Raw genomic sequence first — 23848 nt, 5'->3', positions numbered from 1 at the left:
AAGTTAAAATGAATTTTAGAAGTATAAATAATTGAAAATCATTGTAAAGCATTGATTTTACTGGCAGTTTTATAAAGTAATATCAATTTATTGTGCATGCATAGTTTTTTTGTATTTTTACATAAAAAATATATCAAATGGCAATATCTGTATCTAAACTTAACAAATTTGTATTATTCAAATTACCGTCGGCATACTTTTGCGGCGTACGTGTAAAAGCAATTGATAATGACAGATGTGTAGTAAGTGTAAAACACCGCTGGATTAATCAAAACCCTTTTAATTCGATGTATTTCGCAGTTCAGGCAATGGCTGCCGAGTTAACAACAGGCGCCTTGGTTATTTCACAAATAGAACAAAGCGGTAAAAAAATCTCAATGCTTGTCGCTAATAATAAAGGGAACTTCACCAAAAAAGCGACAGGAAGAATAACTTTTGTGTGCAATGACGGACATTTAATTGCCGAAGCCATTCAGCAGACCATCGCAACAGGCGAGGGACAGACTTTCTGGATGAAATCTATTGGAACTAATGAAGAAGGCGTTCAGGTTTCAGAAATGGATTTTGAATGGAGCGTTAGATTGAAATAATTTTTTACCACGAATTTCCCGAATTTCCACGAATTTTAAAGTTTTAAGTCTATACTGCATTCAATGTAGATAAATAATTCGTGGAAATTCGGGAAATTCGTGGCGAAAACAAACATAAAGAAAGACCTCAAGCAATTGAGGTCTTTTTTGTATTTATTTGTTTGTCAGTAAGCTTTGTTGTGTTTTGTTGTTTTTTTGAACTTTTTCTTTTATAATTTTATTTTATAATTTCTGCTCTATAAAAATTCAGTCTGCTAATTTTATCTTCATTTATCAATACTAGTTTTGTATCTAAATTAAATTACATTTGTAAGATAAATATTTCATAATAGAAAAGCGGAATTTTATCAAGTTGTTTAAATCTTCAGGATTTACAATTAATTTTTTGATTTATCTTTTTAATAGTATTTATCTAAAAAAGTAAAGTATATGGATGATAAAAAACAAATATTTCAGACGGTTACCCAAAAACGCTGGAAAACATTTCAATGGTCAAGCAGGCTTATTTTGTTTCTTCTTATTTTAATGGTTCCCATTTTCTTTATCACTTTAAAAAGAGGATTGAAACCGCCTTTGCCGCTTTTGGCCAACAGCAGTCGAGCCGGACATAGCCTTGAAAACCCCATTACACCAAAAGATTTAAGTGATAAAGAACTCAAAAAGTTTAAAGGCTTTGATTATTTTTTAAGAGAAAAAAAGAAAATAGAAAAATTACGAAAACAGCCAATTGCACCAAAAACAACTGAAGAAGTTCGGGCTGCTTTTTATGTCGACTGGGATCCGCAGAGTTTATTTTCACTCCAAAAAAATATTGACAAACTCAATATGGTGATTCCTGAATGGTTTTTTATTGATCCCAAAACCGATTTGCTGCGAACAGAAATTGATACGGCAGCATTGAAAGTAATGAAAAAAGGGAAAGTAAAAATCCTTCCGTTAATCAACAACATTAACGAATCTTTAGGTGAAGGCGAATTTGACGGTGATCTTATTCACCGCATTCTTCATGATAAAAATAAAAGAGAAAGGCTAATTAATGATATTGTAAAAGCATTAAAAAAATATGATTTACAAGGAATTAATATCGATTTTGAAGAGTTTAAAGAAAACAGCGATGAACCTATAATTGCTTTTCAAAAAGCCTTATACGAAAAACTGCATCCGCTGGGTTATCTTGTTTCGCAGGATATTATGGCATCAGACGATGATTTTAATGTAAAAGCATTGGCAAAATACAATGATTATATGTTTTTGATGGCTTATGATGAACATTATGCCGGCAGTGTTCCGGGAGACGTCAGCAGTCAGAAATGGATAGAACGTATCGTAGACAAAACGGCACAGGAAATTCCATCAGAAAAAATTATTCTTTGCTTTGCCGGTTATGGTTACGACTGGCAGGAAAAACAAGAAGGCGAAACCATAACTTACGATCAGGCAATTGCCATTGCAAAGCAGCATAATGCTGTGATAAAGTTTGATAATAACAGTTACAGTAATTCTTATAGTTATAAAGATAGTAATGGTAAAAAACATGTTGTCAATTTTGAAGATGCTGCCACTAATTTTAATACCATAAGGTTTAGTGACGAATATGGTTTGGGAGGAACTGCTTTGTGGCGCTTAGGAAGCGAAGATCAGCGTTTGTGGAGTTTTTATCAGCGAAGCTTAACAGACGAAAGCATCAATAAAAAGCCTTTCGATTTTAATATAATGAAACGTGTCGATACCCGAATCGAAAGTCCCGCTTATATTGGAGATGGCGAAATATTAAATGTTATTGCAGCTCCTGCAGCGGGGAAAATAGAATTAGAAATCAATAATGACGAAGACATTATTACGGAACAGAAATATGTAGAATTACCTACCAAATATGTAATCAGCAAATTTGGAAATGTAAACAAACAAGTCATTTTAACTTTTGATGACGGACCGGATCCTACTTATACGCCTCAGATTTTAGATATTTTAAAAAGAGAAAAAGTACCCGCAGTATTTTTTGTAATTGGTATTCAGGGAGAAAATAATATCCCGCTGCTGCAAAGAATTTATAAAGAAGGCCACGAAATAGGCAATCATACTTTTACACACCCAAATATTGCTTTGGTAAGTCCGGAACGAGCTGCCAAAGAAATGGAAACGACTCGATTATTAATCGAAGCTGTTACCGGAAAAAGTACAGTACTTTTTAGAGCGCCTTATAATGCAGATGCTGAGCCCACAACAGAAGCTGAACTAAAACCAATTGCCTTAAGCAAAGCACAAAATTATTATACCGTTGGAGAAAGTATCGACCCAAATGATTGGGAAAAAGGCGTAAGTGCCGATTCGGTTTACATTAGAACCATAAAACAATATGAAGCAAATCCCGATAAAGGAATTATTTTGCTTCACGATGCAGGCGGAAACAGAGAAGCTACCGTTATAGCGCTGCCGAGAATTATTAAATATTTTAAAGACAGACACATTCAGTTTACAACTGTTGCTCATTTGCTTGGTAAAACCAAAGACGAAATTATGCCAGAAGCAAAAGGTCCTTTTATTTCAGTCGATAATTTTATTTTTGATTTCGGATATTGGTTTGGACATTTTATTACGGCGACATTTTGGGTGGCTATTTTTCTGGGTTTTTTCCGCATTGCATTAATGGCAATTATGGCTTTTATTAAAAAATGGAAAGATCATAAATACCCGCCGGTTTATAAACCTTCAAATGGAGTTCTTCCAAAAGTGAGTATTATTGTTCCGGCTTATAACGAAGAAATAAATGCGGTTAAAACTATCGAAAATTTATTGGGTCAGGATTATCCGGATTTTGATATTGTTTTTGTAGATGATGGATCGAAAGACAAAACTTTTGCCATGATTAATGAAGCCTTTGGCAATAATCCAAAAGTAAAAGTCAATACCAAACCAAACGGAGGGAAGGCATCTGCCTTAAATTACGGAATTAAGTTAACCCAAAATGAGTATGTGGTTTGCATAGATGCAGATACGCAGCTAAAAACCGATGCCATTTCACAATTGATGAAAGGTTTTACCATTCAGTTAAAAAATAATGAGGAAATTGGTGCTATTGCCGGAAATGTAAAAGTGGGTAACGAAAATACAATGCTTACTAAATGGCAGAGTATTGAATATACAACCGCACAGAATTTTGATCGCAGGGCTTTTGATTTAATAAACGGAATTACGGTTGTTCCCGGAGCAATTGGTGCCTTTAAGAAAGAAGCAATTGAAAAAGCAGGAGGTTTTACAACCGATACACTTGCAGAAGACTGCGATTTAACAATTCGTATTTTAAGAAACGATTACCGCATTATAAATTGTATCGAAGCCGTTGCAATAACAGAAGCTCCGGAAAGTTTGAAAGAGTTTATGAAACAGCGTTTTCGTTGGAGTTATGGGATTATGCAGGCTTTTTTTAAAAACAGGGATGCGTGCTTTAATCCAAGATATAAAGGATTAGGAATGGTCGCATTACCAAACATCCTTCTCTTTCAAATCGTTTTGCCAATCTTTGCGCCTTTGGCAGATTTAATTCTTATTTTAAGTTTAATCTGGAATTTCAATGATCCGGATAGTCTTCATAAAATATTGGTTTATTATATCGCTTTTATGCTGGTAGATATGCTGGTTAGCGTGATTGCTTTTATTTTTGAAAAAGAAAAACTGACTAAATTAATATGGTTAATTCCGCAGCGATTTGTGTACAGACAATTAATGTATGTAATTTTATTTAGAGTATTAAGAAGAGCTATAAAAGGCGAAAGCCAAAGTTGGGGAGTACTTACCAGAACTGGAAATGTAGCAACGGTGAAATAGTTTTTTTGCCACAGATTAAAAGGATTAAAAAGATTTCTGAGTGAAGAACTTTGACAAAGTTGGACGAGTTTTTCGCCACGAATTACACGAATTTACACAAATTTTTAAAGTTTGAATCTAAAAAAATTAATTCGTGAAAATTCGTGTAATTCGTGGCGAAAAAAAACACCATAAAAAAGGCCTCAAATATTTGAGGCCTTTTAAATTTAATGCATGTTGCGATTATTTCTTAGCGCAGCATTTTTTGTCTTTTTTTGAATCTGTTTTTTTACAGCAAGATTCTTTTTTAGCTTTTTCTTTCTTAGCAGGCGTAGTATCCTGAGCTTGTAATCCAATTGTAAATAAAGCGATGGCTAAAACGGTAAATAATTTTTGCATTTTTTGTATAATTTAATTGTTAGTATTTTTCGTTTTTTGATTGAAGATGTTAGTTCAAATATAATACGATTTAGTTTTGGAAATTGTCAACAATAAGTTAATGTAGAAATGTTTATGTAGTCCCTACGGGACAATTTTAAAAGGGTTTATTTTTTCTACCGATATTTTATCTGTACGAGATATTTTCTAGTAAACACTCCGTTAGGAGTATGATATTGTGAGAAAAGGAAATAGTTTTACCAATATCTTATCTGCAGCAGATTGTTAATAGATTTCTAATAAATACTCCGTTAGGAGTATAAGGTCGGTAGAAAAATAAAATCCCTAAAAAATGTCCCGTAGGGACTACACCTCTTTAATAATTCAAATTAACCCCAAAACCAATTCCCATATCGCTGTCATAATGCGTCGTGATTCCAAAGTTTCGACCAACAATATATTTCAATCCCGCCATATATTCTTTATCGGTATTCCACATCAAATTCATTCGTAAACGTTTGGAAAGCGGAATATCTTTTCGTTCAAACTGCACTCTCACATTTCCATCGGTATACATTTCAACTTGGGCTTTTACAAGCATTGGCAAAGTATATTCAATACCTGCGCTAAAAACCGAACGATTGTCTTTGGTGTTACTTTGCCCAAAGAGATTTTGTTCCTGTTCGTCCATTCCCATTTTTCGGTATCGCCAGTCAAAACCTATAAAAGGCATAAACCATTGCATTTTACCAATATATCGGCCAACATGCGTTTCCGTTTCATAACCGTGTTTATCGTTATAACCCAATCTCCATTCTGTTCCAATGCTCCAGCGCGTGTTGCTGTACATCGCTTCTCCGTCATTTCCGTTGGAAGCAAAATCATTTTCGGCCATAAAATGAAACATTCGATCGTCCATTTTTAGCATTTTATAAGCCATTTCAGGATGATGAATCAACGGATTTGGAGCCGAATTTTCATAAGTAAAAATACGTCCCATTCCGGCCATCATGTGATATAAGATGTGACAATGAAAAAACCAGTCGCCATCGGCATTGGCCTGAAACTCGATTGTATCGGTTTCCATTGGCATAATATCGATCACATTTTTTAGCGGAGAATAATCGCCATGTTCGTTTAAAATCCTAAAATCATGTCCGTGTAAATGCATTGGGTGGCGCATCATCGATCCGTTGTATAATACAATCCTGACGTTTTCTCCTTTTTTAATTAAAATTTTATCCGTTTCAGAAACTACTTTATTATCTAAACTCCAAACATAACGGTTCATATTTCCAGATAATGTAAAACGTAATTCTTTTACCGGAGCGTCTTTTGGAAGTGTTGTTTTGGTTGGAGATTTTAACATTCCATAATTCAAGGTCGTGATCTGGGCCGTTTCTGTGGTATCGCTGGACATTTTCATATCGTCGTCCATTTTCATGCCTTCCATATTATGCATCGAATGATCTTCAGTTTTTGCAGATTCTTCTTCGCCGGAAATTTCAGGATACATTACAGCATTCATGTCCATTTTGTTCAGCGACATATTCATACCCATATCATTCATTTCGCCGTTCATCTTCATCATGTCATTCATCATTTTCATCCCTTCAAAATATTTTAATTTCGGGAGATGAGAAACAGATTGTTTGGTCCCTTCACCTAAAAATAAAGAAGCAGATCCGGTTCTGTCTTCGGCTGTAGCCAAAAAAGCAAAGGATTTTTTATCTTCAGGAATCGTAACCACAACGTCGTAAGTTTCAGAAACGGCAATAATTAAACGGTCCACTTCTACGGGCTCAACGTCGTTTCCGTCGCTCGCCACAACCGTTATTTTTCCTCCGCCATACGTCAGCCAGAAATAGCTTGAAGCACCTCCGTTTGCAATTCGTAATCGAACTTTCTCTCCCGCTTTAAACTGCGAAAGCTGGTCTTCATTTTTTCCGTTAATCAAGAACTTTTCATAATAAACATCACTCACGTCCATGGCATTCATACGTTTCCATTCGTTGGTGACTTTGGTCGAAAACTGGTCTTTTTTAATCGCCTCGGCATAACTCTGCGTTGTACCTTTTTTTATGGCAAACCAATCGTTGGCATTATGAAGCATTCGCTGAACATTTTCCGGTTTGAGATCTGTCCATTCACTTAAAATAACCGGAACAGTAGGCAAATCGTCAATACCTTTTCTAAAAGTCGAATCGTCTTTCTTTTTATTAATAATGAAAAGTCCGTATAAACCAATTTGTTCCTGCAATCCCGAATGGCTGTGATACCAATACGTTCCGTTCTGGATAATTGGGAAAGTATATTTGTGTGTAGTTCCTGGTTTTATAGGCATTTGCGTTAAATATGGAACACCGTCTTCTTTATTCGGAAGAAATAATCCGTGCCAATGCAAGGCTGTATCTTCATTTTTTAAATCGTTATGCACATAAATTTCGGCAATATCGCCTTCCGTAAAAGTTAATGTCGGCATCGGAATTTGTCCGTTAACGGTAAGTGCGCGTTTTTCTTTTCCCGAAAAATTCACAATAGTATCACGAACGTGTAAATCATAACGAACTACTTTTTGAGCTTTTGCACTAAAAGCAATTAAAAAGACAAGTAAAATAGTATGTAGTTTCATATCGATTTTTTAAAGGTTGAGGTTTCGCAATCGCAAAGCATTTACAATTACCGAAACTGAACTTAAACTCATAGCCAGCGCCGCTAACATTGGCGAGAGCAAAATCCCAAATACAGGATATAAAATTCCCGCTGCAATGGGTACTCCCAAAACATTGTATATAAAAGCAAAAAATAGGTTTTGCTTAATGTTTTTCATAACTGAAAAGCTCAGTTTTTTAGCTTTTACAATTCCGTTTAAATCGCCTTTTACAAGCGTTATTTTGGCACTTTCAATAGCAACATCAGTTCCTGTTCCCATTGCAATTCCAATATCAGCTTTAGCTAAAGCCGGAGCATCGTTAATTCCATCGCCGGCCATCGCCACCACTTTTCCTTCGGCTTGCAAACGTTCAATTTCTCTCAGTTTATCTTCTGGAAGACAATCCGCTTTAAAAGAACTTAAATGAAGCTGATCTGCCACTGCTTTGGCTGTATTTTTATTATCACCCGTAAGCATGATAACTTCAACACCCTGATCAATTAAATCTTTAATTGCTTTTGCGCTGTTTGTTTTTATGGCATCTGTAATAGTTACGTAACCCGAAACAATATTGTTTACCGCGATGTATGAAACTGTCTTTCCCAGATTTTGTTCGGCTGTAATTTTACTTTCAAAATCATCAGAAATCAAAGCGTTTATCTGCTCCATTAGTTTTTTATTTCCTAATGCAATTTTTGAATTATTTACGGTTCCTAAAACTCCTTTTCCGGCAACAGCTTCAAAATCGGGAACTTCAAGTAAAGATTGATTTTTGTCTTTGGCAAAATTTACAACGGCTTGCGCCAAAGGATGTTCGCTGTGCTGATTTAGCGAAGCAATGTTTTGCAATAGAATATCTTCGTTATTATCAATTGCATAAATTTTTTCGACAGTTGGTTTTCCTTCTGTAATTGTTCCGGTTTTGTCGGTAATTAAAACATCGATTTTATTCATGTTTTCAAGCGCTTCGGCATTTTTAATTAAAATCCCGTGCTGAGCACCTTTTCCAACTCCTACCATAACCGACATTGGAGTCGCCAATCCTAAAGCACAAGGACAGGCAATAATTAAAACGGCAATCGCATTGATTAATCCGTAGATATAAGAAGGTTCAGGGCCAAATTTTGCCCAGACAATAAAAGTCAATATAGAAATGGCAACAACCGTTGGAACAAAATATTTGGCAACACGGTCAGCTAGTTTTTGAATTGGCGCTCTCGAACGGCTGGCATCATTAACCATTTGAATAATCTGCGAAAGCAAAGTTTCTGAACCTACTTTTTCGGCAGTCATAACAAATGATTTTGTTCCGTTTATAGTTCCCGAAATTACAGTATCGCCCGTTTTTTTGTCAACCGGAATAGGTTCTCCGGTAATCATGGCTTCGTCAATACTGCTTTCGCCAGAAGTTATTTTTCCGTCAACCGGAATTTTTTCTCCCGGTTTTACTCGTAATAGATCCCCCTTTTTAATATCGTGAATGGAGATGGTTCTGTCAGTTCCGTTTTCTACCAAAGTAGCTTCCGTTGGCGCTAATTTTAGTAATGCTTTAATCGCACCATTGGTTTGTCCGTGCGCTTTGGCTTCTAATAATTGCCCCAATAGAACCAAAGTTATAATAACGGTCGCAGCTTCAAAATAAAGATGAATGGTTCCGTGATGCGATTTAAATTCGGACGGAAAAAGATCCGGAAAGAACATTCCCGCAACGCTGAATATAAATGCGACGCTGGTTCCAATACCTATTAAGGTAAACATATTGAGATTCCAAGTAATAATTGATTTATAAGCGCGAACAAAAAACATCCATCCGGCATAAAACAAAACCGGAATTGAAAACAGAAACTGAACCCAGTTCCATTTTTCAATCGACATGATTTTAAAAAGCGGATTATCTGGAATCATTTCTGACATTGAAATAATGAAAATAGGAAGTGTGAACAATGTCGCAATTTTCATTTTCCTTAGTAAGTCAGTATAGGTTTTGTTTTCTTCAGATTCAGATGCCTGCATTGGCACTAAATCCATTCCGCAGATTGGACAGTCACCGGGTTCATTAGAAATAACTTCAGGATGCATTGGGCAGGTAAATTGTGTTCCAATAGCAATTTGAGGCACCAAATCCATTCCGCAAACCGGACAATCCCCAGGTTTGTTATAGGTTTTATCGCCTTCGCAATGCATCGGGCAGTAAAAAACTCCGGTTGTATTATGAGGAATTACTGTTTTTTCTTTTTTATGTGAATGTGCCGAATGATCTTCTTTTTTATGACTTGAACAACATGATTTTACTTCAGACTCGTCTTTTTTAGGAGAATCCATTTCTATAGTATATTTTCCAACGGCAGATAAAACTTCCTGAAATTTTTCAGTTGGAACATGTTTTTCCATCGTTATGGCTGCCAATGGCGGATCTAACGTTACTTCGGCGTGAATTCCTTCTACTTCATTTAGCGTTTTTTCGACTTTGGTTCGGCAGCCATTGCAAGACATTCCTGAAATTATATATTGATGAGTCATTGTTTTTCGTTTTTAAGGTATTACAATGCAAATTTCCGAAGTAAGATTTACAACGGTTTGTATAATTTTGAGAATGATTTGTAAGATTTACTAAAAGGGTTTTTTTAACGCAAAGAGCGCTAAGGTTTTTGGATATGTTGGGTTTTGTAAAAAGTGCAAAGTTCGCAAAGCTTTGTTGGAATAACTTTGCGAACTTTGCGGTTAAAATTTTTGCTATCGAAGAAAACTGCATGATTTTTGTATCTTTGTAATAATAAAATTAAGATTATGACAACTATAACTATAAATGAAAAAACAAAAGCTGGCAAAACATTGCTTGAGCTTGCGAAGTTGTTAGCTGTTACAAATAAAGGGGTAAAAATAGAAGAGGATGAAAGTCCTTATAATCCTGAGTTTGTGGCTGAGATTCAAAAACGATATGCAGATTATAAAAGTGGGAAATCTAAAACAATAACGGTTGATCCGAATGATATATGGGGAAGTTTAGGGTTGAAATAATTCCAGAGGCTAAAGAAGAAATTTCTAAACATTTAAAATCAGGAAACCAAGCGAGTATAAAAAAAATTGCAAAAATTTTAGAAGAACTTAGTGAAACTCCATTTGAAGGAGTCGGGAAACCAGAAGCATTAAAGCATCAATTTTCAGGATTTTGGTCTAGGGAAATAAATAAAAAAGACAGACTTGTATATAGTGTCGAGGAAGAAATTGTAACAGTTGTTGTGATTTCGGCAATGGGACATTACTCAGATAAATAAAAAAACGTGCTAAAACTTTTAGTGCGTTTTTTTTTTCACCGCAAAGTTCGCGAAGTTTTTTAAATATGCTGGGCTTTATAAAAAGCGCAAAGTTCGCAAAGCTTTGTCTAAAATAACTTTGCGAACTTTGCGGTTAAAAAAATTACAAATTCTCTATTTGAATACGTTTTTTATCTTTCAACTGTTTGAAATAGGTAGGAGTAAAACCCGTAATTTTCTTGAACTGATTGCTTAAATGCGCTACGTTGCTGTAGTTTAAAAGATCTGCGATTTCACTTAAAGACAATTCATTGTAAATCAATAACTCTTTTACCTTTTCTATTTTCTGACTGATAAAATACTTTTCAATTGTAGTATTTTCAATTTCAGAGAAAAGATTGCTTAGCGAATTATAATCCTGATGAAGGTTTTCGACTAAATAATCAGATAAATTGATTTTGAGTTCGTTGTTTTTATGATGAACCAAATCGACAATAAGATTTTTTATTTTCTCGATGGTTTTGGTTTTTTTATCATCCAGTAAATCAAAGCCCAGAGTCTGCAGATTTTTAAGCAAAACCTCTTTTTGAGAATCGTTGAGGTCATCTTGCAGTTCAACTTCGCCTAATTCGACAGAAATAGTCTGAAGTCCGAGTTTTTCAAACTCAGACTTCACAACCATTTTACAGCGGGCGCACACCATGTTTTTGATGTAGAGCTTCATATTTATTTGATGGTTTCTACCACGTTTCCGCAAGTTAACATCGAAGAACCGTAATATGGATTCTTAACTGCTTTTTCTTTGCTTAACCAGTCGGCATCGGCCATTGGGCAATATTGTTTGTAGACAACATCAGTTGATTTTGAAACTTTAATTAAAGTATACGTGTTTTTTGAAAGCGATTTAAAAGTCTCACGCTGCTTTTTTAAATCCGTTGTAGTCGAAATACTTTTAGCATCGGCAGTTAGTTTTTTTACCACTTTCATCCAGGCCGTATGTTCGTCAGTTTTTAATTTGTCCATTTTTATGGCAGTGATCGCGTCTAATAAATCTTTGGCTTTCGCCGAAGTTGTTTTTGCATCGCTTTTAATTAAAGCATCTTTTACAGTAAAATAAGCATCATAAACAGATTGCAATTGACTTGAATCAGCGATTTCAATTCCTGTTTCTGTTGTTTTTATTGTATTGGGCTGAATTGTATTTGCAGTAAATAATAATGTGATTATTGCTGCTATAGTTGATATTGAATTTTTCATTGTATGTAAATTTTGATAGAGAATTTAATTTTTCTCTAAGTTAAATAATTTAGGATGTTTTAATCTCGCAAAGTCGCAGAGACGCAAAGTTTTGTATTTCTTCGAGCCTTTGTGCCTTAGCGGCAAAACACTATTATGGCTGTCAGAAATAGAATTAGTTTATTTTAGGAATTAACCAAATAGAGGTAAAACCATCAGAAATGCTGGCGGTTTTATAGTAAGATATAGATCTCTCAGGCGAGAAATTAAAGAGGTTATTTTCGAATTCAAATTCGTTTGTGGTAAGCAGACTAAATTGCAAAGCAGTAGTTGTACAGCTCGAATGATCGCATTTTCCGCTGCAGCCGTGCTGATCTTTAGAATCATGACCTTTCTTGCAGCAACCTTCCTGACAAGAATGGGATTTTTCTTTTTTAGAAGCAGCTTTTTTTTCGCATGAAGTTTTTTCAGAAGATTTTCCACACGCATAACCTGAATTGGACATCAAAAAGAAGCCAAGAGTTAAAAGGAAAAATAATATGTGAATTTTTTTCTTCAATGAAAATGCTTTGGAATTACAAATTTAGATATTTTTTTTAAGAGCTGTTACTTATTTAAGATTTCAAATTTTATGTTTTCTTAAAATCAGTCGGTTTCATGTTTTTCTTCTTTTTAAAATAATTAGAAAGATGGCTTTCGTCAGTAAAACCAAATTCGTAAGCAATTTGTTTTATAGAAAGTCTGTCGTTATGAATACGTTTTTCAATTAAACTTGTTCGCAGATTATTAATGTATTCGCGATAACTGATAGAAAAAGTCCTTTTGAAATAAGCGCTGAAATAACTTTGTGCAATATTAAAATGTGCTGCAATAACTTTTATCTGAACTAATTTTGGATGATAAATATTCTGATGTATATAAGAAGTGATTTGCTCATTATCAATAGAATTTCCTTTAACAACGAGATTCATACCACGCATGGTTTCTTTGATTAGTCCAAAAATCGAAAGAATCTGATAAAATACAATGGGAGAAGTCGAGACATCGGTTTTACAATTATAAGCAGCAATGTTCTCGATAGTATTTTTTAATATAGTTTTACAAGGATCATCTAATTTAAGAACCATTTCTTTGAGTGTTTTATCACGCATAAAACTTTCCGGAGTATGAATTAAAAAATCATCACAGGTAAGGTTCTGTTTGGAGTTAAAATAATTATCCGTAAACTTAATATAGAAAAATCGGGTACTTTTTTTAATGTCAAAATAATGCTCATCTTCGGGCGAAATCACAAATAAATCTCCTGCTTTGTACGGAAGCAGGTTTTTGTTGAGGTGATGAACGCCATTTCCTTTCTTAATATATATGATTTCATAATAGGTATGAGTGTGCGGCGGCAGATGGAATTTTTCATCTTCGAACTCATCAATTACGAGTGTTTTAAATTGATTTAATTTAGGCATGTCTTAATTTTACAATTTTATGTTGTAAATGTACAACTTTTTTAAAATTTAACGGTGTTAAATTTGCATCGTAGAAAGTCTTTCCCTTTCTCATGAAATCAAAATGAAAAAAAGTCTTATTGCACTCTCTTTTGGAGGTTTAACAATCGGTATAACCGAATTTGTAATGATGGGTCTTCTTCCTGATATCGCTTCAGATATGAAAGTTAGTATTCCTGTTGCCGGATATTTAATTTCTGCTTATGCACTTGGAGTCGTTATTGGCGCTCCTTTATTAGTAATACTTGGAAGAAATTTTCCACCTAAAAAAATGCTTTTAATTTTAGCTTTAATGTTAACGGTTTTTAACGCGCTTTCGATTATTGCACCTTCTTATAATTTTTTATTTGCTTCGCGATTTTTATCGGGATTACCGCATGGAGCGTTTTTTGGAGTGGGTGCGGTAGTTGCAAGCCGCTTGGCTGATAAAGGAAAAGAAGCACAGGCGATCGCGATTATGTTTTCGGGTTTAACCCTGGCTAATTTAATTGGAGTTCCAATCGGAACTTACATTGGACATAATTTTATCTGGCGTTATACTTTTGTATTAATTGCCATTGTGGGTCTGTTAACCTTTTTGCTTATTTCTTTATGGATGCCAAAGCTGGATAAAGGTGAAACGGTAAATATGAAAAAACAGTTAGAGTTTTTCAAAAGAACCGAAGCTTGGCTGATTATCGGAATTACTGCCATTGGTTTTGGAGGATTATTTGCCTGGATTAGTTATATCGCTCCTTTATTAATTAATGTTTCGAAATTTGGCGAAGGCGATGTTTCGTATATTTTAATTCTTGCAGGTCTTGGAATGGTAGTTGGAAATTTTGCCGGAGGAAAACTGGCAGATAAATATTCGCCTGCACCAACCACTTTAGCATTGTTGTTTGTCATGTCAATCGATTTGGTTTTGGTTTACTTCTTCTCATCAAATCAATATGTTTCTTTGTTTTTAACATTCTTAACGGGTGCTATTTCTTTCTCTGTTATTGCGCCAATTCAAATGTTGATGATACGAACTGCAAAAGGAGCAGAGATGATTGCTTCGGCTTCTTTGCAAGGAAGTTTTAATATCGGAAACGCTTTAGGAGCTTTCTTAGGCGGATTACCTTTAACAGCCGGATACAGTTACGAATCTCCAAATCTTATAGGAGTTGGAATGTCTATTGTTGGAATGCTGATAACAGTAACATTAATCAAAATACGCAAGAACGATTTGAGGCTTCAAAGTGCATAAATTTTATATCTCTATAAATATCAAACCCTTAGATTATTTCTAAGGGTTTTTTTATGCCCAAAATTTATTTTAGGATTTGTTTAGGGTTTTGAATGCTTGTTTTAGAACTGTAATAGATACACAAAAACAAGTTGTAGATTCCTTTTTTGAAAGAAAAACTTGTTAAAAATGATGTCTGTTAAAAATTTTATTTGATTTTTTCAGCCACATTAAATGTTGAAAATACACTTAAAAATTTATTAAATTGTAAGCTTGTAATCGATTGTTTTTTTAGATAAAATCGTAACAAATCATTGAATTAAGATAATATATTTAATATTTATATATCGATAAAATTACATAAGTCGTATAAAAAAGCTATTTTATTCTTGATATATAATTCTATTTATGAAATTTTTATGAATTTTAATTTTTTATATTAAAAAAATATCTATGTTTGTGTAATCGATTACAACTTTTTTAAACATAGTTAATGAAAGTTTCTATTCTTACAAAAATAGAATGATTAAAATTCCAAAATAGTATAGACATACTCTTTGTTGTTAATGGCAGAGACTGGGCTTGCAAACAAAAAAAGAAACCACAAAAACCACTTTTAAACAATTTACTAACTTAAACAAACAACCATGAATTTTAAAGATTTATTAAACAAGGGAGCAAATCATTGCTTTGCATTTGTTTTTTTATTGTGCTTGCTGTTGAGCAATCGAGCGAATGCTCAGACAGTGACAATAGAAGGAACCGTTAAAGATGCAGCAGGACTTTCTTTACCAGGGGTTAATGTACTGGAGAAAGGAACGAAGAACGGAACTTCTACAGATTTTGACGGCCACTATAAATTAAAATTAACCAATCCAAAAGCGGTTTTAAGCTTTTCATTTATAGGATTTAAAAGTATTGAAATACCTACAGAAGGGAAAGCCAAAGTAAATGCAACAATGTCTGAAGACTCAAATAACCTAAACGAGGTTGTTGTAATTGGATATGGGACTTCAAAAAAATCTGATTTAACGGGTGCGGTGGCTACATTTTCTGGAAATGAAATGCGTAAAATTCCTGTTCCTAACGTAGCAGAAGCTTTAACAGGACGTATAGCAGGGGTTCAGGTAACTTCTTCTGAAGGTTCGCCAGATTCAAACGTGCAGATTAGAATTCGTGGAAACGGATCTTTAACGCAGGATGCTTCGCCGTTATACATTGTAGACGGTTTTCCGGTAAACAATATTAATGACATTTCTTCTTCGGATATTGATACGATGACCATATTAAAAGATGCATCATCTACAGCAATTTATGGTTCAAGAGGAGCTTATGGGGTTGTTATTGTTACGACTAAAAAAGGTAAAGATGGTAAAGTCACCGTAAACTATAACATGTTTTACGGTATGAAAAAAATAGCCAATACGATTGATGTTACAGCTCCGGAAGATTATGTGAAATGGCAGTATGAGTACGCTTTACTTAAAGATAACACTGATTTAAGTTCGTATGAAAAATACTTTGGATCATGGCAGGATTATGACATGTACAAAGGCATGAAAGGTAATGACTGGCAAAGACAGGTTTTTGGGCGTACAGGAGAAGTTCAAAGCCGTGACTTATCTATTCGCGGTGGTTCAGACAAAATGAACTATAATTTCAATTATGCTCATTATGATGAAAAAGCGATCATGAACGGGTCAGATTTTAATAGAAATAACTTATCGCTGGCTTTAAACAGTAAAGCTTCTGATAAAGTTGATTTGAGTTTTACAATGCGTTACTCAGATACTGAAATTAATGGCGGAGGAATGAACGAGCAAAATGAGGTTTCATCTGCAGATTCGCGTTTAAAAAATATTGTGGGATACGCTCCAATTCCGGTTCCGGGTTTAACAACTGATGATACAGATGAAGCAGTTTCTGATAATCTCGTACATCCTTTTGTGGCTATTGCTGATACGGATCGCCAGCAGTTTAGAAAAAACTTTAATATGCTGGGAAGTTTTTCATGGAAACTTACTTCAGATTTAGTGTTTAAAACAGAATTAGGCTGGGATAATTACAATTATTTAGACTATCGTTATTTTGGACGCTCAACTTATTATGTAAAAAATAATCCGGCGGCAGAAAGACAAGGTATGCCTGCTATGATAATGGGAGACAGAAAAGATACTCGTTTTAGAAATGTCAATACGCTGAACTATGATTTGAAAAAATTCGTTGGAGAAAATCATAGTTTAAAATTACTTTTTGGTGAAGAGTCTATTGAATATAAAAGAAATGATGTAAACACTGCCATTCATGGATATCCATTAACTTTTGGTTTAGATCAGGCGAAAAAATTAACGACTCAGGGAACACCTGTTTCAGTGGATAATTTCTATTTCCCGGATGATAAATTACTTTCATTCTTTGGTCGTGTAAATTACGATTATAAAGATCGTTACCTTTTTACAGCAACATATCGTGCCGATGGTTCAAGTAAATTTTTAGGCGATAATAAATGGGGATTTTTCCCGGCGGCTGCGGCAGCGTGGAAAATTTCGGGAGAAGAATTTATGAAAAATGCTTCATGGGTTAATTTGCTTAAACTTAGAGTAAGTTATGGTGAAGCAGGAAACAATAATATTCCAACTGGACAAATGGTTCAGAGTTTTACTTCAACCACATCTACATGGATTAATGGTGTTGATAATTACTGGGCACCTTCTAAAACAATGGCCAACCCAGATTTGAAATGGGAAACTACTGTTACTCAAAACTTAGGTTTAGATTTCGATTTGTTTAAAAATCGTGTTACAGGATCTGTTGAGGTGTATAAAAACATTACAAAAGATTTATTGATCAACTTTCCAATTTCTGGAGGATATGATTTTCAGTTCAGAAACATGGGTGAAGTTCAAAACAGCGGAGTTGAAGCCACTTTAAATCTTAACCTAATTGAAAGAGAGAAATTCGGCGTAAGCTTATCGCTTAATGCTGGATTCAACACCAATAAAATTAACTCACTTGGTGTAATGAGCAACTTTGGTGCAAGTTCTGGATGGGCTTCAACGGCTATTGGAAATGATTATTTAGTAAACGTAGGTCAGTCAATAGGTGTTATGTACGGATATAAAAGTGACGGACGTTACGAAGTATCTGATTTCAATTATAATGCAGGAGCTTACACTTTAAAAACCGGAGTGCCAGATGGTACTACAATTGTTGGGCCTATGAAACCAGGTGCAATGAAATTGAAAGATATTGACGGCGATGGTAAAGTAAATGCAAACGACCTTACTGTTATAGGAAATGCTAACCCAAAAACTACAGGTGGTTTTGTACTGAATGCAAATGCGTATGGATTTGATCTTTCTGCAGCATTTAACTACAGCATTGGAAATGATGTCTATAATGCAAATAAAGTTGAATTTTCTACTTCAATTCCAAATGGACAATATAGAAATTTAGATACTGAAATGGCTGACGGGACAAGATGGACAAACTTTGATCCTAACACAGGACAATTAGTAACAGATCCTGCAGCACTTACTGCCTTAAATGCAAATACTACAATGTGGTCTCCTTATATGCCGCGTTATGTTTTTAGTGACTGGGCTGTTGAAGACGGGTCTTTTTTAAGACTTAATACTTTGAGTTTAGGTTATACTACACCAAATGATTTAACTTCTGCTTTAGGCATTTCTAAGTTAAGATTTTACTTAACTGCCAGTAACGTATTTGTCTGGACAAAATATACCGGACAAGATCCTGAAGCTTCAACAAGAAGAAATACACCGTTGACTCCTGGGGTTGATTATTCAGCTTATCCAAGAAGCAGACAGTTGATATTTGGTTTAAACCTTAATTTTTAATTCAGTAAAACTTTCACAAGATGAAACATAAAATAGTAATCGCAGGAATGTTTGTTGCAAGTCTTTTTTGTTCTTGCTCAGATGACTACTTAGATGCTCCGGCACAATCAACATTAGACGAATCAGTTATTTTTTCCAGTCCTGATTTAGCTGCAGGAGCAGTAGACGGAATTAAAATTCCGTTTGCAGAAACTAACTCTTACAGAGGTCGTTTTCTTCCTTTTTATGGATTAAACACCGATGTAGAATGGTATAACTCTTCACAAACCGTAAGTGATGCATCAGATTTATGTACGTATGATGCAAAGGCAAATAACTCTCAAATGAATACAACCAACAATGCATGGGCAATGATGTATTCAGGAATTGAGCGTGCCAATCTTTGTGTTCGCGGTTTACGTACTTATGGCAACCCAACACCGGGATCAGACTTAGGGTATTTATTAGGTGAGGCTTTAACATTGAGAGCTATTTATTATGCTGATTTGGTAAAAGCTTTTGGAGATGTTCCGTATCGATTTGAGCCATTAACAAATGAAACACTTTATATAGGAAAAACAAGCCGTGACGAAATTTACAAGCAGTTGCTTAAAGATTTAGCTGAAGCTGCAACATTAGTACCGTGGCCTGGAGAAACTACAGCAACAAGCAGTGTAGAAAGAATCAATAAAGCATTCGTAAAAGGATTCCGTGCTCGTTTAGCAATGGCTGCGAGCGGTTATCAGCAATATCCTGACGGAGTAAGAAGAAGTACAGATCCGCAGCTTTCTGTTGCCAATATGTACGCATTGGCATTAGCAGAATCCCGTTCGGTAATTGAAAGCGGATCTGCACATTTAGAATCTTCTTTCGAAACATTTTGGAAAAAATACAATCAGGAATATTTAGTAGCAGGTGGAGAGTCATTGTGGGAACTTCCATTTTCAGAAGGTAGAGGACGTATGTTATTTACATTTGCTGTTCGCCATACTACAAACGATCAATTTCATGCTAATGGACCAAACCGCGGAGGAACTGCCGGACCGCTTCCTTTCGTTTTTTACGATTATGATCAGGCAGATACACGTAGAGATGTAACCTGCGTTCCGTACAAATATGGAACAGCTGTAAATAATATTGCAAAACAAGAATTAGGGACTTTAAATACATGGTATTTTGGAAAATACCGTTATGAGTGGATGACACGTTTTGTGACTTCAACAAACGATGATGGTGTAAACAAAATTTATATGCGTTATGCCGAGGTTCTTTTAATAGCGGCAGAAGCAGCAAACGAATTAGAAGGTCCAAGCGCAGCAGCTCCGTATTTAAAAGAAATCCGCAGAAGAGCATTTCCTGCAGCAGCTCAGCCAGTAAAAGTTGATGCTTATGTAAATGCCCTAACAAGCAAAGATGCTATGTTTAAAGCATTGGTAGAAGAAAATAAATTTGAGTTTACAGGAGAAATGGAACGTAAACAAGCTCTTATTCGCTGGAATCTTCTTAAAACAAAATTAGACGAAGCTAAAGTTAAAATGACAAACTTATCGCAGCGTTTAGGAGAATATGCCACAGTGCCAACAACCTTATATTATAAATTTAAAGCCGATAACGTGAGCTTAGATATTTACGGATTAAACCGTGGAGAAACTGTTGATCCGGGAGCGGCTTACTCTTCTGTTGCATGGACATGGACAGGTGCCGCTACAGATACAAAAATCAATAGTTTGTATAAAGCCGGCGTGAATCCTGATAACAAACAATTCTGGCCAATTTGGCAAGTGTTTATTGACGGAAGTAACGGCAAATTAACTAATGATTAGGGTTATTAATCTCATACAATTATTTATTAATTATAAGGCATCATGTTTATGAAAACAAAATATATAATAAAAGGATTAATAGCTTCAATCGTATTGACAGCTGTTATTTCAGGCTGTGAAAGTTATAACGAAGAAGTTATAGACAGCATAAATGAAAGCAGGGAATTTTCTCCAATTGGTTTAACAGCAAAAGTGAGAAACCAGACTACAGTTGAATTAAACTGGTCAGTAAAAGAAGAAGAAAATCCAGATCATTATGTAGTAGAATTTAGCGCAGATGATCCGGACTTTAAAACCATTTTTAAAACCATTAAGGTTACACCTGAACAATTACCAATTCAGGTAGCTTTAGAAGGAGAAACAGTTTATTCTATCAGGGTAAAAGCAGTTGGTTCAACAGGATTAGAAGACTCAAAATGGTCTGTTGTAACCGCAACTACGCTTTCAGAACAAATTTTCTTCCCGGTTCAGGATGCTGATATCGATGCTAAATTTGTTACCTTGAGGTGGACACCAAATAGCAATGTTACACAAATTTCTGTTGCTCCGGGCAATATCATCCATACTATAACACCTGCAGAAAAAACGGCAGGAGCCGCAACAGTAAACGGACTTACTGGTGAAACAGACTATACAGCAACATTGTTAAACGGAACCAAAACGAGAGGAACGGCGACTTTTACAACTGGAATCGATATTACGAATGGAATTGTAGTGAATCCGGGAGATGATTTAGAAGCAAGCATTGCAGCCGCGCCTGCAGGTTCAAGATTATTGTTAATGCCGGGAACTTTTAGTACTACTGGAGAAATAATTTTAAATAAATCACTTATTATAAGAGGATTAAAAACAGGTGATAAGCCAAAACTAAATGTCAAGTTTACAGTCAATCCGGGAGTTGCAAACCTTTCGTTGGTAGATTTAGATTTGAATGGAACAGGGATGACAAATGCAGCTGTAATAACAATTGCCGGAGCAGCATCAACTTATGGAGATATTTTAATTAGTAAAAGTACTATTCATGACTATACCCGTGCATTAATTGCTGCCAACGTAACAAATGCAAAAGTGACATCATTTACGGTTGATAACAGTATTGTTAAAAATGTAAATACAAATGTTGGTGCTGATTTTATCGATTTCAGAAATACCTACATTGCAAGCATAGTGCTTAAAAACAGCACATTCGACAGTTGTTCTACAGGTCGTGATTTTATTAGAGTCGATGCAGCAGCTAATGTGTCTGGAACAGGTTTAGTAACCAATACTTTAATTGATAAATGTACATTGTATAACGTATCAAATACTGCAGCTCCAAAAAGAATCTTATACATTAGATTCTTAGATAATGCTTCAACAGTAAAAAATACTTTGATAGCCGGGACAACAGCGATTTATACCAATCAGGCGAATACAGTTCAACCAGTTTTTAGTAAAACCTATTATTACAACGCCCCAAGTTTTATGGATGCAACGATTCCTTTAAATAAAATCGATGCCTCAGGAACTACAGCAGATCCGCAGTTTGTAAATGCAGCAGGAAGTGACTTTACAGTAAAAAATCAAACCCTGATCGACAACCAAATTGGAGACCCACGCTGGTTAGATTAATATTCATTTTTTTCATATTTAGTTTAAAAGGGATGCCAAAACAGCATCCCTTTTTATATAAAATAAACCCGTTCCAATCTGCGAAAATCCGCGTGCCAATTACACACAAACCGAGACTGAAAACTGCGACTGAAAACTCATTCAATCTCCAAGTCAAACTTTTCCAGCAAACCCGCAAGAGCAATATGCGAAACCTTAGTTCCTTTAATTTTATTTTCAGAAGGATCAAAAGCGTAATTTTGAGACGATCTAAAATCAGTCTTTTCCAGAATACATTCCACGAAAGTGGCATTCGATAAATCACAGTTTTTAAAAACCGCAAAAGACAAATCAGTATTCGAGAAATCAACATCTTTAACAGAGCAGTCAATAAAGCTCGTTTTCTTTAATTTCTTATAAATGAAAGTCGAATAATCTAAAAGGCAATCCTGAAAACTCATGGAAAACAAAAAGCTGTTACTCGCGCTGAAATCCAAACCCATCAGTTTACAGCCAATAAACTTGATATTTTTTAATCCCGTGTTTTTCAGAATCGCCAATGAAAGATTGCAGTTTTTAAAAGTAGAATCCAGAAAATCATTATGACTTAAATCGCTTTTAGAAAAGTTGCAATTGATGAATTCGCAGTTTACAAATTCAGTATTCGATAAACTCTGATCAGCATAATCTACCGTGTCAAAAGTTCGGTTTTGATATAATTTTGTTTCCATTAAATGGTATGAAGAAATTGAAAAACGGGAGAAATGAACTTGATTTTATTCTAATTCGATACAATCAAAAATGCCGTTGTTTTGAATTAAATTAGGAATATCAAGTTCGCTGTCGATTCTTAAAATATTATCGCAGTCCTCGAGATCAAAATTCCATAAAGAATTTGGGAGTAATTCCTGAAGCAGGGCAGAAGCCGACTCAAACTTGGATCGACTGTCAACGGAAGTTTTAAAAACATAAATCATAATATGCATTTTTTGAGATGCAAATTTCAGAAAAATGTATTGTTATTTATTAGGATGCAATAATCAATAATTAGGATTTATCAATCATTTTTCGATATTGAATAGGACTAATTCCTTCATGTTTTTTGAAAAACCGACTAAAGTACGATTGGTCTTCAAGTCCCACTTGTATGGCAATTTCACTTACAGAAAGTGTAGTTTGAAACAATAGATATTTAGCTTCCAGCAATATGGTCTCGTCAATCCATTTTGCTGCCGATTTTCCGGTAACCGTTCGAACAGATTTATTCAAATGATTTGGCGTAACACTGAGCAGTGAAGCATAATAATGAACAAAATGATGGGTTTTAATATGCTCATGAATCAGTTCTTTGAACTTATTGGTAATAACCTCTGCGGCCAAAATACTTTTAGCACTCTTAACCGAATTTTTATTCATTTCATAAAACAAAGCAATCAAATACGACTGAACAATATTCAAATTTGCAGTTGTTGTTTCAGAATATTCTCTTTGAAGACGTTCTAAAACAGCAGTAACATTTGCTACATCTTCTGAAGCTAAAGTAATTTTTGGGTTTCCGGAAATTTTCATGAAATCAAATTCATTAAGCATTTCGCGGCTGCCGTATTTTCCAATTAAAATATCGGGATGAAACTGGCAGATGTAGCCTTTGTGTATACTATTTACATTGTCAAGGGAAAAAATCTGACCAGCTGGAACCATAATCATTTCGTTATCGGTAGTAATGTATTCCTGATAACCCAATTTCATAACATGCTGACCCGAAGAAATAAAAATTAAAGTATGACAAGAATGTTTTGATGGCGGCACCGGATATTGCATCTGCATAATTTCCTCAATCTCCAAACAGAAAAAATGATCTGAATTTGATTTGAAAAGCAAATGAATAGGATTGTCCTCTCCCAGAAACTTCTCTCGAAATCTTGAAGGATTATAGGTTTTTATTTTCTCAGTTGTCTTGGCGCTCATA

The 23848-nt window shown here is 34.9% G+C and carries 18 protein-coding genes; 8 read left to right on the top strand and 10 right to left on the bottom strand.

From position 1 onward, the window contains the following. Window positions 1-137 precede the first annotated feature (137 nt). Both BUE10_RS15200 and BUE10_RS15195 read left to right on the top strand, forming a co-directional pair. Entirely contained in the window at window positions 138-590 is a 453-nt protein-coding gene (locus BUE10_RS15200) for a DUF4442 domain-containing protein (RefSeq protein WP_073486487.1), read from the top strand. A gap of 429 nt (window positions 591-1019) precedes the next feature. After that, entirely contained in the window at window positions 1020-4415 is a 3396-nt protein-coding gene (locus BUE10_RS15195) for a polysaccharide deacetylase family protein (protein WP_073486485.1), read from the top strand. Window positions 4416-4637: 222 nt separating this feature from the next. Here the strand turns inward: BUE10_RS15195 and BUE10_RS24130 are convergent, their stop codons facing one another. The 3 genes from BUE10_RS24130 to BUE10_RS15185 form a co-directional block, all read right to left on the bottom strand. Beyond that, window positions 4638-4793, bottom strand: a complete 156-nt coding sequence (locus BUE10_RS24130) for a hypothetical protein (RefSeq protein WP_177178044.1) — start codon at window positions 4791-4793, stop codon at window positions 4638-4640. Window positions 4794-5148: 355 nt separating this feature from the next. Beyond that, window positions 5149-7404, bottom strand: a complete 2256-nt coding sequence (locus tag BUE10_RS15190; protein ID WP_073486483.1) for a multicopper oxidase family protein — start codon at window positions 7402-7404, stop codon at window positions 5149-5151. Window positions 7405-7413: 9 nt separating this feature from the next. Next, a complete protein-coding gene (locus BUE10_RS15185; RefSeq protein WP_073486481.1) occupies window positions 7414-9945 on the bottom strand; it encodes a heavy metal translocating P-type ATPase in 2532 nt (843 codons plus the stop codon). 267 nt (window positions 9946-10212) lie between these two features. Here BUE10_RS15185 and BUE10_RS15180 point away from each other — a divergent pair, with 267 nt between their 5' ends. After that, a complete protein-coding gene (locus BUE10_RS15180; protein WP_073486479.1) occupies window positions 10213-10443 on the top strand; it encodes a DUF2683 family protein in 231 nt (76 codons plus the stop codon). After that, entirely contained in the window at window positions 10419-10700 is a 282-nt protein-coding gene (locus BUE10_RS15175; RefSeq protein WP_073486477.1) for a Txe/YoeB family addiction module toxin, read from the top strand. The genes BUE10_RS15180 and BUE10_RS15175 overlap by 25 nt, the downstream gene beginning before the upstream one ends. Window positions 10701-10842: 142 nt before the next feature. On the opposite strand, the gene BUE10_RS15170 is transcribed toward BUE10_RS15175, so the two are convergent. From BUE10_RS15170 to BUE10_RS15155, 4 genes are all read right to left on the bottom strand, one after another. Further along, a complete protein-coding gene (locus BUE10_RS15170) occupies window positions 10843-11403 on the bottom strand; it encodes a helix-turn-helix domain-containing protein (RefSeq protein ID WP_073486475.1) in 561 nt (186 codons plus the stop codon). Window positions 11404-11405: 2 nt separating this feature from the next. Next, window positions 11406-11936: a DUF3347 domain-containing protein gene (locus tag BUE10_RS15165; protein ID WP_073486473.1), complete on the bottom strand. Its 531-nt coding sequence runs from the start codon at window positions 11934-11936 to the stop codon at window positions 11406-11408. Between the two features lie 154 nt (window positions 11937-12090). Then, a complete protein-coding gene (locus BUE10_RS15160; RefSeq protein WP_073486471.1) occupies window positions 12091-12474 on the bottom strand; it encodes a hypothetical protein in 384 nt (127 codons plus the stop codon). Window positions 12475-12544: 70 nt separating this feature from the next. Then, window positions 12545-13378, bottom strand: a complete 834-nt coding sequence (locus BUE10_RS15155) for an AraC family transcriptional regulator (RefSeq protein WP_073486469.1) — start codon at window positions 13376-13378, stop codon at window positions 12545-12547. 103 nt (window positions 13379-13481) lie between these two features. Here BUE10_RS15155 and BUE10_RS15150 point away from each other — a divergent pair, with 103 nt between their 5' ends. The 4 genes from BUE10_RS15150 (at window position 13482) to BUE10_RS15135 (ending at window position 21900) form a co-directional block, all read left to right on the top strand. Beyond that, window positions 13482-14648 (top strand): MFS transporter, encoded by a 1167-nt coding sequence (locus tag BUE10_RS15150; RefSeq protein WP_073486467.1) that lies wholly within the window; start codon window positions 13482-13484, stop codon window positions 14646-14648. A 626-nt stretch (window positions 14649-15274) separates the two neighbouring features. Next, entirely contained in the window at window positions 15275-18487 is a 3213-nt protein-coding gene (locus BUE10_RS15145) for a SusC/RagA family TonB-linked outer membrane protein (RefSeq protein WP_073486465.1), read from the top strand. A 20-nt stretch (window positions 18488-18507) separates the two neighbouring features. Further along, entirely contained in the window at window positions 18508-20289 is a 1782-nt protein-coding gene (locus BUE10_RS15140) for a RagB/SusD family nutrient uptake outer membrane protein (RefSeq protein ID WP_073486463.1), read from the top strand. Between the two features lie 48 nt (window positions 20290-20337). Beyond that, a complete protein-coding gene (locus BUE10_RS15135; RefSeq protein ID WP_234984752.1) occupies window positions 20338-21900 on the top strand; it encodes a DUF5123 domain-containing protein in 1563 nt (520 codons plus the stop codon). 137 nt (window positions 21901-22037) lie between these two features. On the opposite strand, the gene BUE10_RS15130 is transcribed toward BUE10_RS15135, so the two are convergent. From BUE10_RS15130 to BUE10_RS15120, 3 genes are all read right to left on the bottom strand, one after another. Next, window positions 22038-22610, bottom strand: coding sequence for a pentapeptide repeat-containing protein (locus tag BUE10_RS15130; RefSeq protein WP_073486459.1), 573 nt, complete (start codon window positions 22608-22610; stop codon window positions 22038-22040). Window positions 22611-22655: 45 nt separating this feature from the next. Further along, window positions 22656-22856, bottom strand: a complete 201-nt coding sequence (locus tag BUE10_RS15125; protein WP_073486457.1) for a hypothetical protein — start codon at window positions 22854-22856, stop codon at window positions 22656-22658. 70 nt (window positions 22857-22926) lie between these two features. Next, the gene (locus BUE10_RS15120) at window positions 22927-23847 is read right to left on the bottom strand and encodes a helix-turn-helix domain-containing protein (protein ID WP_073486455.1); all 921 of its coding nucleotides are present in this window, start codon (window positions 23845-23847) and stop codon (window positions 22927-22929) included. Window position 23848 lies beyond the last annotated feature (1 nt).

The sequence above is a fragment of the Flavobacterium sp. CF108 genome (assembly GCF_900129795.1).
Taxonomy (GTDB): domain Bacteria; phylum Bacteroidota; class Bacteroidia; order Flavobacteriales; family Flavobacteriaceae; genus Flavobacterium.
Note: the sequence above shows the minus strand (reverse complement) of the source record. Positions and strands in the feature narration are given on the sequence as shown.

Bases quoted from the DNA above. Each gene is read 5' to 3' on its own strand.
- BUE10_RS15125 (WP_073486457.1), bottom strand. From the start codon at position 22,856: ATGATTTATGTTTTTAAAACTTCCGTTGACAGTCGATCCAAGTTTGAG.
- BUE10_RS15120 (WP_073486455.1), bottom strand. From the start codon at position 23,847: ATGAGCGCCAAGACAACTGAGAAAATAAAAACCTATAATCCTTCAAGA.
- BUE10_RS15155 (WP_073486469.1), bottom strand. From the start codon at position 13,378: ATGCCTAAATTAAATCAATTTAAAACACTCGTAATTGATGAGTTCGAA.
- BUE10_RS15170 (WP_073486475.1), bottom strand. From the start codon at position 11,403: ATGAAGCTCTACATCAAAAACATGGTGTGCGCCCGCTGTAAAATGGTT.
- BUE10_RS15165 (WP_073486473.1), bottom strand. From the start codon at position 11,936: ATGAAAAATTCAATATCAACTATAGCAGCAATAATCACATTATTATTT.
- BUE10_RS15185 (WP_073486481.1), bottom strand. From the start codon at position 9,945: ATGACTCATCAATATATAATTTCAGGAATGTCTTGCAATGGCTGCCGA.
- BUE10_RS15140 (WP_073486463.1), top strand. From the start codon at position 18,508: ATGAAACATAAAATAGTAATCGCAGGAATGTTTGTTGCAAGTCTTTTT.
- BUE10_RS24130 (WP_177178044.1), bottom strand. From the start codon at position 4,793: ATGCAAAAATTATTTACCGTTTTAGCCATCGCTTTATTTACAATTGGA.
- BUE10_RS15135 (WP_234984752.1), top strand. From the start codon at position 20,338: ATGAAAACAAAATATATAATAAAAGGATTAATAGCTTCAATCGTATTG.
- BUE10_RS15175 (WP_073486477.1), top strand. From the start codon at position 10,419: ATGGGGAAGTTTAGGGTTGAAATAATTCCAGAGGCTAAAGAAGAAATT.
- BUE10_RS15195 (WP_073486485.1), top strand. From the start codon at position 1,020: ATGGATGATAAAAAACAAATATTTCAGACGGTTACCCAAAAACGCTGG.
- BUE10_RS15190 (WP_073486483.1), bottom strand. From the start codon at position 7,404: ATGAAACTACATACTATTTTACTTGTCTTTTTAATTGCTTTTAGTGCA.
- BUE10_RS15200 (WP_073486487.1), top strand. From the start codon at position 138: ATGGCAATATCTGTATCTAAACTTAACAAATTTGTATTATTCAAATTA.
- BUE10_RS15180 (WP_073486479.1), top strand. From the start codon at position 10,213: ATGACAACTATAACTATAAATGAAAAAACAAAAGCTGGCAAAACATTG.
- BUE10_RS15145 (WP_073486465.1), top strand. From the start codon at position 15,275: ATGAATTTTAAAGATTTATTAAACAAGGGAGCAAATCATTGCTTTGCA.
- BUE10_RS15130 (WP_073486459.1), bottom strand. From the start codon at position 22,610: ATGGAAACAAAATTATATCAAAACCGAACTTTTGACACGGTAGATTAT.
- BUE10_RS15150 (WP_073486467.1), top strand. From the start codon at position 13,482: ATGAAAAAAAGTCTTATTGCACTCTCTTTTGGAGGTTTAACAATCGGT.